Here is a 12,675-nt window from a genome sequence, read left to right as displayed (position 1 = left end):
CGCATGACCCGACGTCTGGGCACCGACGACCTGTACGCCCTGGAGTTCCCCGAACAGCCGGCGATCTCGCCCGACGGCACCCGGATCGTCTACGCCGTGCGCACCGCCGACCGCGAGCAGGACACCGACACGCGCTCGCTCTGGCAGGTCGGCACCGACGGCGGTGCGGCCCGCCGGCTGACCCGCGGCCGGGCCGACGCGGCCCCGGTGTGGTCGCCGGACGGGACGCGGATCGCGTTCCTGCGCGCCCAGGACGGCCCGGCGCAGCTGTGGCTGCTGCCCGCCGACGGCGGCGAGCCCGAGCAGGTCACCACGCTGCCGCTCGGCGCGGGCACCCCGGTGTGGCGGCCCGACGGCGCCGAGATCGCCTTCAGCGCCCCGATCGACCTCGCCGCCGAAGAGGGCGAAGACGACGGCGCACAGGGCCGCCGCGCGAGCGCCCCGATCGTCGCCGACCGGGTCGACTTCAAGGCCGACGGCGCCGGGTTCCTGCGGACGCTGCGCAAGCACGTGCACGTCCTCGACGTCGCCACCGGTGAGATCCGCCGCGTCACCGCGGGGGACTGGCACGCGGGTGACCCGGCGTGGTCGCCGGACGGCGCCCTGCTGGCCTTCCCGGCGGCGCGCGACGCCGACGCCGACCTCACCTTCCGGTCTGCCGTCCACGTTCTCGACCCCGGCGACCGCACCGCCGAGCCGCGGCAGGTGGGTTCGGCCGAGGGCGTGGCCGGGACCGTCACCTGGACCGCGGACGGCGAAGCGCTGCTCGTCATCGGCCGCCTCGACACCGCGCCGGGGCACGCCGGGCTGCTGCGCGTGCCCCTGGACGGCGGTGAGACCGTCGACCTCGCCGCGTCGCTCGACCGCAACGTCATGCCGGGCGGCCCGGGCTACCCGGGTGCGGTGCCGCGGCTCGCCGGCGACGGCTCGACGGTCCTCTTCTGCGTCCGGGACCGCGGCTGCACGCACCTCTACGCGGTCGACGTCACCGGCGGCGAGCCGCGCCGCGTCTTCGGCGAGGCCGGCACCGCGGTCGACGGGCTGAGCGTCGCCGGGACCACCGCGGCGGTCGTGCTGACCACGCCGACGTCGTTCGGCGAGGTCGCGACGGTCGACGTCACCGGGGGAGCGGCGCGGGTGCACACCGCGCACGGCCCGGACGAGATCGAGCTGTTCACCCGCGAGGAACGCGAGTTCACCGTCTCCGACGGCACGGTCGTGCAGGGCTGGCTGCTGCGCGACCCCGCCCGCAGCGGCCCGCTCCCGCTGCTGCTCGACATCCACGGCGGCCCGCACAACGCGTGGAACGGCACCGCCGACGCCGTGCACGTCCACCACCAGGAGCTCGCTGCCCGCGGATGGGCGGTGCTGCTGCTCAACCCGCGCGGCAGCGACGGCTACGGCGAAGCGTTCCTGACCGCGGCGGTCGGCGCCTGGGGCGTGGCCGACGCCAAGGACTTCCTCGAGCCGCTCGACGACCTCGTCGCCGAAGGGGTGGCGGACCCGCGGCGGCTCGCGGTCACCGGCTACAGCTACGGCGGCTTCATGACGTGCTACCTCACCAGCCGCGACGACCGGTTCGCCGCCGCGGTCGCGGGCGGGGTGGTCAGCGACCCGGTCAGCATGGCGGGCACGTCCGACGCCGGGCACTACCTCGGCGTCGCCGAACTCGGCTCGATCCCGTCGGAGAACCGCGCGCACTACGCGGCGCTTTCCCCGCTGGCGCAGGTGGAAAAGGTGCGCACGCCGACGCTGGTGGTGCACGGCGCCGACGACGACCGGTGCCCGGCGGGGCAGGCCGAGCAGTGGTTCACCGCGCTGCGCGAGCAGGGCGTGCCGACCCGGCTGGTGCTCTACCCTGGCGCGTCGCACCTGTTCATCCTCGAAGGCAGGCCGTCGCACCGCGCCGACTTCAACCGCCGCGTCGTGGACTGGGTCGAGCAGTACGCGGGGGAGCCGGGCAAGCCGGCGCGGGTCCCGCTCGACGCCGCGCACTGGCGACGGCGGCTGGCCGAGCTCGCGCGCAAGTACCGCGTCCCCGGCGCGGCGCTCGGCATCCTGCGGCTCGACGGCGACGAGGTCGTCCAGGTGAGCCACGGCGTGCTGAACAAGGCGACCGGCGTCGAGGTCACCGACGACTCGGTGTTCCAGATCGGCTCGATCACCAAGGTGTGGACGGCGACCGTCGCGATGCAGCTGGTCGACGAAGGGCTGCTGACGCTGGACGCGCCGATCATCGATGTCCTGCCGGAGCTGAAGCTCGCCGACCCCGACGTCACGAAGAAGGTGACGCTGCGGCACCTGCTGACCCACACCAGCGGCATCGACGGCGACGTCTTCACCGACACCGGCCGCGGCGACGACTGCCTCGAGAAGTACGTCGCGATCCTCGACCAGGCCGCGCAGACCCACCCCCTCGGCGCGACGCTGTCCTACTGCAACTCGGGATTCGTGCTCGTCGGCCGGGTGATCGAGAAGCTGACCGGCAAGACCTGGGACGCGGCCCTGCGCGAGCGGCTGTTCACCCCGCTCGGCCTCAAGCGGACGACCACGCTGCCGGAGGAGGCGCTCCTGCACCGCGCCGCGATGGGGCACGTCGCGGCCGGGGACGCCGAGCCCGAACCGGCGCCCGTGTGGGGATTGCAGCGCTCGGCGGGCCCGGCCGGGCTCATCACGGCGTCCACGGACGACGTGCTGGCGTTCGCCCGCCTGCACCTGACCGGCGGCCTCGGCCCGGACGGCTCGCGCCTGCTCTCGGCCGAGTCAGCCCAGGCGATGACCGAAGAGCAGTTCGAAATGCCGGACAAGGACACCCTCGGCGACTCGTGGGGCCTGGGCTGGATCCGCTTCGGCTGGGACGGCCACCGCGTCTACGGCCACGACGGCAACACGATCGGGCAGGCGGCGTTCCTGCGGATCCTGCCGGGGCACGGGCTGGCGGTCACGCTGCTCACCAACGGCGGCAGCACCCACGACCTGTACGAGGAGCTCTACCGCGAGATCTTCGCCGAGCTGGCGGGGGTCGCGATGCCGCGTCCGCTCGAACCGGCCGTGCCGGCTCCCGACGTCGACGCTTCGGAGTTCCTCGGCGTCTACGAGCGGGAGTCGGTCCGCACCGAAGTCCTCGACCGGGACGGCAAGCTGTGGCTCCGGCAGACCGTCACCGGCCCGCTCGCCGAGCTGGTGCCGGAGCCGACGACCGAGGACGAGCTGGTGGCGGTCGGCCCGGCGCACTTCGCGTACAGCCCGGCGGGCATGCGCGGCTGGGTGTCGGTGACGTTCTACGAGCTGCCGACGGGGGAGCGGTACCTGCACTCCGGCGTGCGGGCGACGCCGAAGGTCAAGGAGTGACGACGATGCGCTGAGTGCTCCCGGTGTCCCGCCAGGCTCGTCCGACGTCCTGGAGGGGCACCGGGCGCGCGTCGATCCGGAAGCTCCCGATTTCGCTCACGAGCGCCTGGAGCTCGGCGACGATGTCCCGGGTGGGCACCGAACCCTGGCCGCTGCCGACGAGCTGCAGGCGCGCCGCCCGGAGCGCGGCCGACGGGAGTTCGATCGCCGGCCCGGCCACCGAGCCGATCTCGACCCACGTCAACGGGCGGCCCCGGTCCGCGCGCTCGGTGACGATGGTGCGCAGGGCAGCGGTGGTCGGCGGGCCCCAGACGTAGTCGAGGACGACGTCGACGTCGGCGGCTTTGCCGAGGTCGCCGAAGGTTCTGGTTTCGTCCGCCTCGACCCCGGCGAGTTTTTCCGGATCGCGGCCGGCGGCGATCACCCGGCCCGCGCCGAGGTGCTTCGCGACCTGGACGGCCAGCCGTCCCGCGTTCCCGGTCGCCCCGAGCACGAGGACGTCCTGCCCGGCGGTGAACTCGATCCGCCGGCGCAGGGCGATCCACGCGGACATCGCGGGGTTCATGCCCGCGGCGACGGTGACGGGGTCGGCGTCCGCGGGCAGGACGACGCTGCGTCTGACGTCGACGACGGTCCGTTCGGCCATCGAGCCCAGCGTCGTGTCGGGCAGGACGAAGTACCGGAGCGTGCCATCGGGGGCCCGGCCGACGCCGTCGATGCCGGGAACGAGCGGAAGTTCACCCGTTCCGGTGTAGTGCGAGCCGTCGGCCTGGGAGCGGACCCGCGGGTGCAGCCCGGCGGCGAGGACGTCGACGACGACCTCGTCTTCGCCGCGGGACCCGGGATCGGCGAAGTCCCGGTAGGTGGGCGGAGTACCGAACTCGGTGACGACGGCTGCGTGCATGACGGCTCCTGAGTTAGTTGGGAATGCCCACTACTTTAGATGGCATTCCCAACTAGTTCAAGGTAGTCTCGACGGCATGACCGAACCCGACGAGGTGCTGGACAACCTGGCCCAGGTGTCCTTCGCGGTGATGGCGGTGCTGAGCCAGGTCGCGGCGGCGCACGAGCTTTCCCTGACGCAGCTGCGGGTACTGGGCATCCTGCGCGACCGCACGCCGAAGATGGCGGAGCTGGCGGCGCACCTCGGGCTGGACCGGTCATCGGTGAGCGGCCTGGTCGACCGCGCGGTCCGCCGCGGCCTGGTGCTCCGGGAGGCCAGCCGCGACGACGGCCGGTCGGTGCGCGTCAGCCTGACCCCGGCGGGCGTCGCCCTGGCCCGGGAACTGACGGCGGAGGTGTCGCGGGCGATGGCGCCGCTGACGGCCGGGCTGGGCACGGCCGACCGCACCCGCCTGGGCGTCCTGCTCGGGCGGATGCTGGCATGAGCCCGGTCACGTCGGGGAACACCGGCGTCGCCGCGGCGTTGTAAGGGCTGTCGGTACGGAGGAGTCCCCGAGCCTCACCCCTTGCCTTCACGGAGTGCCAGTCCGGCTGGAGCCGTGGAGCGCCACTCGCCGCGAGGCGACCCCCGTACCGGCCTCGAACTCCCGCTTCCGCTCGCAGGTCTCCCCCCAGCCTTCGCTGAGCGGAAGCGGGACTTGTGTCCTCAGTGGACCGACTCGGGTCAGTGGTGCGAAGCCGCGTTGGCGCCGGGCACCGACTTCCGGATCAGCCAAGTCCCCGCGAAGGCCAGCAACCCGATCACCCCCGCCACCACGAACGCCGCCCGCAAGCCCGAAGCGTCCGGCCCGGCGGCCGCCGCGTCCGCGCTCCACACGGTCGCCACGCTCACGAACACCGCCGTCCCCAGCGCGCCCGCCACCTGCTGCAACGTCGACAGGATCGCGCTCCCGTGCGAATACAGGTGATCCGGCAGCACACCCAGCGACTCGGTGAACAACGGCGTCATCATCAGCCCCAGCCCGGCCATCAGCAGCACGTGGATCCCGATCACCGCGATCAGCGGCGAACCCGGCCCCAGCGTCGTGAACAGCCACAGCGACGCCGCCATCGCCGCCGCGCCCGGGATCACCAGCGGGCGCGCGCCGACCTTGTCGAACAGTGCCCCCACCGGACGGCCCAGCAGCCCCAGCACCAGCCCGCCCGGCAGCACCGCCAGCCCGCTCACGAACGTGCTCGTGTGCAGCACCGTCTGCAGGTACAGCGGCAGCAGGATCGCCGCCGCACCGATCAGGCACACGAACAGCAGCGCCGTCAGCACCAGCGCCACCACGAAACTCCGGTGCGTGAACGGCCGCAGGTCCAGCAACGCCCGGTCACGGCGCTGCAACCGCAGCTGCCGCCACGTGAACACCACCAGCGCGACCACGCCCACGACGATCGGCACCCACGCCGGCACCAGCGGCGCCGCCCCGGCCTGCTCGCCACTCGACGACAACCCGTACAGCACCCCGCCGAACCCGATCGCCGACAGCAGCACCGACGGCACGTCCAACGGCACCCGCCGCGTCTCGCTCTCCAGCCGCAGCTGCAGCGCGCCGGTCACCAGCGCCGCCACCGACAGCGGCAGCACGATCCAGAACATCCAGCGCCAGCCCAGCGAAGACAGCACCGCGCCACCGATCGTCGGCCCGATCGCCGGCGCCACCGCGATGACGATCGTGATCGTGCCCATCGTCGCGCCACGCCGCTCCGGCGGCACCAGCCGCATCACCGTCGTCATCAGCAACGGCAGCATCACCGCCGTCCCGCACGCCTGCACCACCCGCCCCGCCATCAACATCCCGAAACCCGGCGCGAGCGCGCTCAGCAACGTCCCCAGACTGAACGCCGACAGCGAAAACAAGAACACCTGCCGCGGCGTGAACCGCTCCAGCAGAAACCCCGTCGTCGGGATGACCACGGCCATCGTCAACAGGAACCCGCTGGTCAGCCACTGCACAGTCGTCGTCGGCACCCGCAGGTCGACCGTCAGGTCACGCAACGCGACACTCAGGATCGTCTCGTTCAGGATCATCACGAACGCGGACAGCACCAGGACCCCGATCAGGAGCCCCGGCCGCGCCGGAGCGCGGTCCAGGTCGGCGGGCGGAGTGGACACGGTGTCGGTCATCGGGGCGGAAGCTCTCTCGGTCGGGCGCACGGGCCCGGCGACGGCCGGGGCGAAGGCATGCGGTCTCCTTGCAGTCTGCCCGTTCCGTCGCCTTCGTGTCACGGCGGTTTCGGCGGTGCCCCCGGTCACAGGGGACCCCCTGCTGACGCTCCGGAACCGTCCGATATGCTTCAGCAAGTACGGAGTTCCGCAGCGCGCGATTAGCTCAGCGGGAGAGCGCTTCCCTGACACGGAAGAGGTCACTGGTTCAATCCCAGTATCGCGCACCACGAGCCCACCCCCGGGAACTCGTGGAAGTTCGTACCACGGGCGATTAGCTCAGGGGGAGAGCGCTTCGTTCACACCGAAGAGGTCACTGGTTCGATCCCAGTATCGCCCACGAGATGGTTGAGAGGGTCATGTTCGCGGAAAGCGCGAACATGACCCTCTCGTTGTGTCTTGTGGAGGCCGAGCCCCCACGCCCCCGCCGGGGGCAAGCCCCCGGACCCCCGCTTGTGGTTGCGTTGGGTGGCCGGGTGCCGGTCTGTCCTTAGTGGACTTTCTTTACAGAAGCCTGCGCTGGACTACGTCCGCTGTCACCGTGTTCACCAGCTTCTCCAGCTCCGCCGGGTCCGGCAGCGTGTGCTTTTTCCGGCCTGCGAACAACAGGTGGCTTGCTCCGATCAAGGAAAGGGCCAAGGAGTCCACGTTCGCGTCCGCCGCTATGCGGCCCTGCGCTCGCTCTGCCTCCAGATACGTCGAGAGCATCTCCCTTGCCTCCGCCAGGAACGGCAGTCCGTCGCCCGGCCGGCGCAGACGTGTACGAAGCTCGTCGCGGAAGAACACCAAGCTCGTCAGCGCTATCGAAACCGGATCGAACAGCTCCGTCAGCGCGTCCGTCAGGTTTGCCGAGACCGTTCGCGTTCCCGCCGACGCCTCCAGGATCGCCGACTGGTCCGCCAGACGGGCTATCCGGTCCTTCACCAGCTCCGCCAGGAACTCGTCGAAGTCCGTGAAATGCCGGTGCAGCACGCCCTTCGCCACGTCCGCTTCGGCTGTCACCGCCCGGCTCGTCAACGCGTTCGGGCCCTCGCGGAGCAGCACTCGCTCCGCCGCCTCGAACAGCTGCTTGCGTACGTCGCGCAAGTGGACACCGGTCGGCATGGCCCCATTCTCCGTTACGCCCGCGGCGAACGCTCGGGCGGTTGCCCGAGTGGGCGAGTGCCCATTATAGTGGGCGCATGCCCACTCAGCCTCACGAAGCCCGTCACTTCGCCGAATCCTTCGGGGTCGACACCGAACGCTACGACCGCGCCCGGCCCGAGTACCCCGCCGGACTCGTCGCTCGCGTGGTCGCCGAAAGTCCTGGTCGCGACTTCCTCGACGTCGGCTGCGGTACCGGCATCGAGGCTCGGCAGTTCCGGGCCGCCGGCTGCCGGGTGCTCGGTGTCGACCCCGATCCGCGGATGGCCGCGTTCGCGCGGGCCACCGGCGTCGACGTCGAGGTCGCGAAGTTCGAGGACTGGGACAGCGCGGGGCGGACCTTCGACGCCGTCGTCGCCGGGCAGGCCTGGCACTGGGTCGATCCCGTCGCCGGCGCGGCCAAGGCGGCCGGCCTGGTGCGTCCGGGTGGCCTGCTCGCCGTGTTCGCGCACGTGTTCCAGCCGCCGGCCCCGGTGGCGGAAGCCTTGGCCGACGGCATCCGGCGGGTGGTGCCCGGCTCGCCGTTCGCGGGGGAGTCCAGGAGTGCCGCCGAACTCTACGACGTCATGTTCACCAAGTTCGCCGACGGGATCCGGGACGCGGGCGGCTTCGCCGCGCCCGAGCGGTGGTCCTTCGCGTGGGAACGGACCTACACCCGCGACGAATGGCTCGACCTCCTGCCCACGACCGGCGGCCTGACGCGGCTCGAGCCCGGCGCGCTGGCGGACGTCCTCGGTGGCGTCGGCGCGGCCATCGACGCTCTCGGCGGTGGCTTCACCCTCGAGTACACGACCTTGGCGGTCGCGGCGAAGAAGGCTTGACAAGAAAAGTTGTCGGTGAGACCTTGGTGGCAAGCACGACGTACCGAACGAGCTTCGGCCGGAACTGGGAGTCACCATGTCTTTTCAGGCTTACCTCGACAACGCCGAGAAGCAGACCGGCATCACCCCGCGCGCCTTCCTCGACCTCGCGGCGGAGAAGAACCTCACTAAGCACGGCGAGATCATCACCTGGCTGAAGACCGAGCACGGCCTCGGCCACGGTCATGCGACGGCGATCGCCCGGCTGGTCACGAAAGGGCCGGAGTTCGTCGCCGCGCACCACGCCGAAGGGGTGCTGCACCTCGACGGGGTGGCCGCCCGCTCCTGACCGAGCCCGCAGGACCGGCCGCGACCGACCCGGTCACGTGGTGAAGCGGGTCAGACGCTCCGCAGCACCGAGACGACCACGCCCAGGATCGCCGCCCGGTCGCCGTCGATGACGGCGTAGGCCGGGTTGCGGGGCTCGAGGTAGACGTGGCCGTCGCGGCGGCGGTACACCTTGACCGTCGCCTCCTCGTCGATCATCGCCGCGACGATCTGGCCGGAGTGGGCCTCGGTCTGCTGCTTGACCACGACGATGTCGCCGTCGCAGATGGCCGCGTCGATCATCGAGTCGCCGCGCACGCGCAGGCCGAAGACGGTGCCGCGCCCGGTCAGGTCGCGCGGCAGCTTGAGGACGTCGTCGACGTGCTCCACGGCCGAGATCGGCGTGCCGGCCGCGATGTCGCCGACGACGGGGACGGGCACGGAGTCGGCGTCCGCGGCGGGCGCGCTGCCGTGCAGGAACGCGCGGACGTCCATCGGGCGCGACACCGTGGCGCCGCGGCGCAGGAAACCCTTGTCCTCCAGGCTCGCCAGGTGCTTCGACACCGACGACGTCGACTGCAGGCCGACGGCCTCGCCGATCTCGCGGGTGCTGGGAGAGTAGCCGTGGCGGACCACCCAGTCCCGGATCACGACCAGGATCTTCTGCTGCCGCTCCGGCAGGGCCGAGGCGTCGAGGTGCTCGAACGTGTCGTCGTAGGTGGTCACCGGCGGAATCCTAGAGGCAGCCGCGGCGCGCGGTGCGGCCTGGTCACCTCGCGCGGTCCCGCTGACCGGAACACCGGGTGACAGTTGGCGTCTTACCAACATGAACCTGGACTTTGCCAGCTGTTGACCTGATGTCCGATTCGCCGTATGGTCTAGACCACAATTTTCCTTCGCTCGAACCCCTTCCCGGCGCGGTGGGCATCCCCACCGCGGCTTCGTCGTACCCGGGAAACGAGCCTGTCCCCGAAGGAGCGTCTATGAACCGCAAACTGGCCGCCGCCGCGGCGGGTGCACTCCTCGCCCCGGTCCTGGTGGTGGTGAGCCCCGCCGGCACCGCGAGCGCGCACGGCTACGTCAACGCCCCGGCCAGCCGCCAGGCGCAGTGCGCGCAGGGCACGGTGTCCTGCGGCGACATCAAGTACGAGCCGCAGAGCGTCGAAGGGCCGAAGGGCCTGAAGTCCTGCGACGGCGGCAACTCCCAGTTCGCCGAGCTCAACGACGACGGCAAGGGCTGGCAGGCCTCCCCGGTCGGCACGACGGCCACGTTCACCTGGACCTTCACCGCCCGCCACCGCACGAGCAACTACGAGTACTGGATCGGCGACGACAAGGTCGCCGACATCAGCGGCAACGACCAGCAGCCTCCGGAAACCGTTTCGCACCAGGTGAACCTGGGCGGCCACCCGGGGCGCCAGACCGTGCTGGCGGTGTGGAACATCGCGGACACGGCGAACGCGTTCTACAGCTGCATCGACCTCCAGGTGGGCTGAGACCCCGGCCGCCCGGGAGCGCGCGGCTCCCGGGCGGCCGGTTCCCGCGGCCGTTCACCCGAACGGGATCACCTCGCCTGCCGCCGCTTGACCTTGACACTGTGACAAGGTCTTCACTGGCGGCTGGAGGTGATCCCCATGAACCGGAACCAAGACCCACGCCTGGTCGCCGCGCTGGCGGCCGGCACCTCGTCGACGCGCCTGGAGGCGGCGCTCGCCGCCGGCACGCTCGCCGACCCCGGCCTGGCCGACGCCCTCGTCGGCCGGTGCGCGGTCGAGCCGGACTTCTTCGTGCGCGACATGCTCACTTGGGCCCTGACCCGGCTGCCCGCCGAGAGCACCGTCCCCCGGCTCGTGGCCGAGCTCCGTTCGGAGCGGGCGCAGGCCAGGAGCCAGGCGTTGCACACGCTGTCGAAGATCGGCGACCGGACCGCGTGGCCCGCGATCACGCCGGCGCTGCTCGCCGACGCCGACGACGAGGTCAAACGCAGCGCGTGGCGGGCCGCCGTCGTCCTCGTGCCCGACGGCGGCCGCGAGGAGCTGGCCGGGCAGCTGGCCGCGCAGCTCGGGCGCGGCGACCGGGACACGCGGCTGAGCCTCAGCCGGGCCCTGGCCGCGCTCGGGGACGTGATCGAGCCCGTCCTGCGGACGGCGCTGGCCGCCGCCGACCCGGCGGTGCGCGCCCACGCCCGTGCCACCGAACGGCTCCTGCACGACCCGGACGCGGGGTTCGACCTGGCCGTCGACGAGGCGAAGCGGGTCGTCGCGCTCGGCCCGGAGCGCGCCGGGGGAGCGGCGTGCTGATCGGCGAGGTGGCCCGCCGGTCCGGGGTGAGCACGCGGATGCTGCGGCACTACGACTCCCTCGGGCTGGTGCGGCCGACCGGCCGCACCGTCGGCGGCTACCGCGAATACTCCGAAGCCGACATCCGCCGGATCTTCCACGTGGAAGGCCTGCGCTCACTCGGGTTGTCGCTGCGGCAGATCGGCGACGCGCTGGCGGACCCGGACTTCCCGCCCGCCGTCCTGGTCGGCGACCTCATCCGGCGGACCGAGGACCGGCTGAAGCGGGAGAACGAGCTGCTCGAACGGCTGCGGGCGATCGACGCCTCGGCCCCCGACGGCTGGCCCGACGTGCTGCGCGTCGTCGAGCTGCTGCACGGGCTCGACTCGCCCCACGCCGCGCGCCGGCAGCAGGCCGTCCTCGCCCCGGCCGAGGACGGGCCGGTGCCCGCCGACGTGCTGGCCAAGGCGGTCCTCGCCGAGTCCGACGCGTACGTCGCCGGCGCGCTCCGGTGGGCGCTGGCGCGGGCCGGCGGCGACGCCGTGGCGAGCCTGGCCGCCGGCCTGCGCTCGGCCGACGCCGGCGTCCGGCGGCGCGCGGTCCGGGCGATCGCCGAGCTGCCCGGCGACGAAGCCGCGTCGGCCCTGGTCGGCGCGCTCGGCGACCCGGACCCGGCGGTGCGCCGGACCGCCGCGCTCGCGGCGGGCAACCGCGGCGGCAGCGCGGCGGTGCCGGTCCTCGCCGGCATGGTCGTCGAGGGCACGAACGACGTCGAGGCCGCCGAGGTCCTGAGCTGCCTGGCCACCGAACACGGCTGCGCGGAGCAGGTCATGAGCGCGATCACCGGCGCGCTGGCGAACACCGCGGACCCGGCGGTGCGGATCCGCCTGACCCAGGCGCTGGCCGAGCTGCCGCCGTCCCTCGCCGGCGACGTCCTGCGGGACCTGGCCCGCGACGACGACCAGGCCGTCGCCCGCGTCGCCGCCGCACTGGTGGCCGACCGGTGACCCGCTCCCACACGGCACTAGACCCAGGAGATCTTGCGGCGGTAAACGGCCGCCCTCCGCCGTTTCGGCGGTGAGGCCGGCGAGCACCGCGATCCACGTCAGCGCCAGGGTGAACAGCAGCAGGATGCCGGTCACCGCCAGCCACGCCGTGACGTCCGCGCTCGAGCGGAAGCCCATCAGCGCCGCCGAACACGTAGCCGAACATCAGCATCATGGCGATCGGCGTGACCGCGGTCGTGATGACGGTGTCCAGGCTGCGCGTGACGTGCTTCAGCGACCGTCCCAACAGGACGGTCGTGTCGCCGAGGACGTGCGTGGTCATGGTGCTCACCTTTCCTGGCGGGAGCCGAAGACGTCCTCGAGGGTCGGCTGCTTCTCGACGAGTTCGACCTCGGCGGGCGGCAGCAGCCGCTTGAGCTCGGCGAGGGTGCCGTCGACGATGATCCGGCCCTCGTGCAGGATCGCGATCCGGTCGGCGAGCGGCTCGGCCTCGTCGAGGTACTGGGTCGTCAGCAGCACGGTGGTGCCGCGTGCGGCGAGGCCCTTCACCGTGTCCCAAACCTCGATGCGGGCTTCGGGGTCGAGGCCACGACCTGATCGCCGATTCACCGGAAGCGTGAGCGCGATGGCGGACTACCGGGACGGCGGGCGCT

At 72.3% G+C, this 12,675-nt stretch carries 11 protein-coding genes, 2 tRNA genes and 2 pseudogenes; 9 read left to right on the top strand and 6 right to left on the bottom strand.

Going from position 1 to position 12,675, the window contains the following annotated elements:
* Positions 1 to 3 precede the first annotated feature (3 nt).
* Entirely contained in the window at positions 4 to 3,351 is a 3,348-nt protein-coding gene (locus ACWEVP_RS00485; RefSeq protein WP_452060470.1) for a serine hydrolase, read from the top strand.
* On the opposite strand, the gene ACWEVP_RS00480 is transcribed toward ACWEVP_RS00485, so the two are convergent.
* Positions 3,341 to 4,255: a quinone oxidoreductase family protein gene (locus tag ACWEVP_RS00480; RefSeq protein ID WP_452060469.1), complete on the bottom strand. Its 915-nt coding sequence runs from the start codon at positions 4,253 to 4,255 to the stop codon at positions 3,341 to 3,343. The two genes, ACWEVP_RS00485 and ACWEVP_RS00480, sit on opposite strands and share 11 nt — an antisense overlap.
* A gap of 76 nt (positions 4,256 to 4,331) precedes the next feature.
* Between ACWEVP_RS00480 and ACWEVP_RS00475 the strand changes: the two genes are divergently transcribed.
* The gene (locus ACWEVP_RS00475; RefSeq protein ID WP_452060468.1) at positions 4,332 to 4,739 is read left to right on the top strand and encodes a MarR family winged helix-turn-helix transcriptional regulator; all 408 of its coding nucleotides are present in this window, start codon (positions 4,332 to 4,334) and stop codon (positions 4,737 to 4,739) included.
* Positions 4,740 to 4,978: 239 nt separating this feature from the next.
* On the opposite strand, the gene ACWEVP_RS00470 is transcribed toward ACWEVP_RS00475, so the two are convergent.
* Entirely contained in the window at positions 4,979 to 6,427 is a 1,449-nt protein-coding gene (locus tag ACWEVP_RS00470) for a DHA2 family efflux MFS transporter permease subunit (protein WP_452060467.1), read from the bottom strand.
* A 194-nt stretch (positions 6,428 to 6,621) separates the two neighbouring features.
* Here ACWEVP_RS00470 and ACWEVP_RS00465 point away from each other — a divergent pair.
* Both ACWEVP_RS00465 and ACWEVP_RS00460 read left to right on the top strand, forming a co-directional pair.
* A tRNA-Val gene (locus ACWEVP_RS00465) sits at positions 6,622 to 6,696 on the top strand.
* A 38-nt stretch (positions 6,697 to 6,734) separates the two neighbouring features.
* Positions 6,735 to 6,806: transfer RNA gene (locus tag ACWEVP_RS00460), tRNA-Val, on the top strand.
* Between the two features lie 164 nt (positions 6,807 to 6,970).
* On the opposite strand, the gene ACWEVP_RS00455 is transcribed toward ACWEVP_RS00460, so the two are convergent.
* Complete coding sequence (locus ACWEVP_RS00455) at positions 6,971 to 7,570, bottom strand: TetR/AcrR family transcriptional regulator (RefSeq protein WP_452060466.1); 600 nt, start codon at positions 7,568 to 7,570, stop codon at positions 6,971 to 6,973.
* Positions 7,571 to 7,647: 77 nt separating this feature from the next.
* On the opposite strand from ACWEVP_RS00455, the gene ACWEVP_RS00450 reads away from it, so the two are divergent.
* Both ACWEVP_RS00450 and ACWEVP_RS00445 read left to right on the top strand, forming a co-directional pair.
* The gene (locus ACWEVP_RS00450) at positions 7,648 to 8,430 is read left to right on the top strand and encodes a class I SAM-dependent methyltransferase (protein ID WP_452060465.1); all 783 of its coding nucleotides are present in this window, start codon (positions 7,648 to 7,650) and stop codon (positions 8,428 to 8,430) included.
* Positions 8,431 to 8,506: 76 nt separating this feature from the next.
* A complete protein-coding gene (locus tag ACWEVP_RS00445) occupies positions 8,507 to 8,758 on the top strand; it encodes a DUF4287 domain-containing protein (protein WP_452060464.1) in 252 nt (83 codons plus the stop codon).
* A gap of 50 nt (positions 8,759 to 8,808) precedes the next feature.
* Here the strand turns inward: ACWEVP_RS00445 and lexA are convergent, their stop codons facing one another.
* Positions 8,809 to 9,462, bottom strand: a complete 654-nt coding sequence (gene lexA / locus ACWEVP_RS00440) for a transcriptional repressor LexA (RefSeq protein ID WP_364454794.1) — start codon at positions 9,460 to 9,462, stop codon at positions 8,809 to 8,811.
* 257 nt (positions 9,463 to 9,719) lie between these two features.
* Between lexA and ACWEVP_RS00435 the strand changes: the two genes are divergently transcribed.
* The 3 genes from ACWEVP_RS00435 (at position 9,720) to ACWEVP_RS00425 (ending at position 12,022) form a co-directional block, all read left to right on the top strand.
* Positions 9,720 to 10,232, top strand: coding sequence for a lytic polysaccharide monooxygenase auxiliary activity family 9 protein (locus ACWEVP_RS00435; protein ID WP_452060463.1), 513 nt, complete (start codon positions 9,720 to 9,722; stop codon positions 10,230 to 10,232).
* A gap of 138 nt (positions 10,233 to 10,370) precedes the next feature.
* Positions 10,371 to 11,036 (top strand): HEAT repeat domain-containing protein, encoded by a 666-nt coding sequence (locus ACWEVP_RS00430; RefSeq protein ID WP_452060462.1) that lies wholly within the window; start codon positions 10,371 to 10,373, stop codon positions 11,034 to 11,036.
* Complete coding sequence (locus ACWEVP_RS00425) at positions 11,030 to 12,022, top strand: HEAT repeat domain-containing protein (protein WP_452060461.1); 993 nt, start codon at positions 11,030 to 11,032, stop codon at positions 12,020 to 12,022. The genes ACWEVP_RS00430 and ACWEVP_RS00425 overlap by 7 nt, the downstream gene beginning before the upstream one ends.
* 51 nt (positions 12,023 to 12,073) lie before the next feature.
* On the opposite strand, the pseudogene ACWEVP_RS00420 reads toward ACWEVP_RS00425, so the two are convergent.
* Together ACWEVP_RS00420 and ACWEVP_RS00415 are read right to left on the bottom strand one after the other, a co-directional pair.
* Positions 12,074 to 12,344 (bottom strand): annotated as a pseudogene (locus ACWEVP_RS00420) (hypothetical protein); the annotation flags it as partial.
* Positions 12,345 to 12,349: 5 nt separating this feature from the next.
* Positions 12,350 to 12,610: pseudogene (locus ACWEVP_RS00415) on the bottom strand (ABC transporter ATP-binding protein); the annotation flags it as partial.
* Between the last annotated feature and the right edge of the window lie 65 nt (positions 12,611 to 12,675).

The sequence above is a fragment of the Amycolatopsis sp. NPDC003865 genome, assembly GCF_053605345.1.
This window is presented reverse-complemented; position numbering and strand designations above follow the sequence as displayed.

Coding starts and splice junctions, on each gene's coding strand:
- ACWEVP_RS00485 (WP_452060470.1), top strand. CDS start 4: ATGACCCGACGTCTGGGCACCGACGACCTGTACGCCCTGGAGTTCCCC.
- ACWEVP_RS00470 (WP_452060467.1), bottom strand. CDS start 6,427: ATGACCGACACCGTGTCCACTCCGCCCGCCGACCTGGACCGCGCTCCG.
- ACWEVP_RS00435 (WP_452060463.1), top strand. CDS start 9,720: ATGAACCGCAAACTGGCCGCCGCCGCGGCGGGTGCACTCCTCGCCCCG.
- ACWEVP_RS00445 (WP_452060464.1), top strand. CDS start 8,507: ATGTCTTTTCAGGCTTACCTCGACAACGCCGAGAAGCAGACCGGCATC.
- ACWEVP_RS00450 (WP_452060465.1), top strand. CDS start 7,648: ATGCCCACTCAGCCTCACGAAGCCCGTCACTTCGCCGAATCCTTCGGG.
- ACWEVP_RS00455 (WP_452060466.1), bottom strand. CDS start 7,570: ATGCCGACCGGTGTCCACTTGCGCGACGTACGCAAGCAGCTGTTCGAG.
- ACWEVP_RS00475 (WP_452060468.1), top strand. CDS start 4,332: ATGACCGAACCCGACGAGGTGCTGGACAACCTGGCCCAGGTGTCCTTC.
- ACWEVP_RS00430 (WP_452060462.1), top strand. CDS start 10,371: ATGAACCGGAACCAAGACCCACGCCTGGTCGCCGCGCTGGCGGCCGGC.
- ACWEVP_RS00480 (WP_452060469.1), bottom strand. CDS start 4,255: ATGCACGCAGCCGTCGTCACCGAGTTCGGTACTCCGCCCACCTACCGG.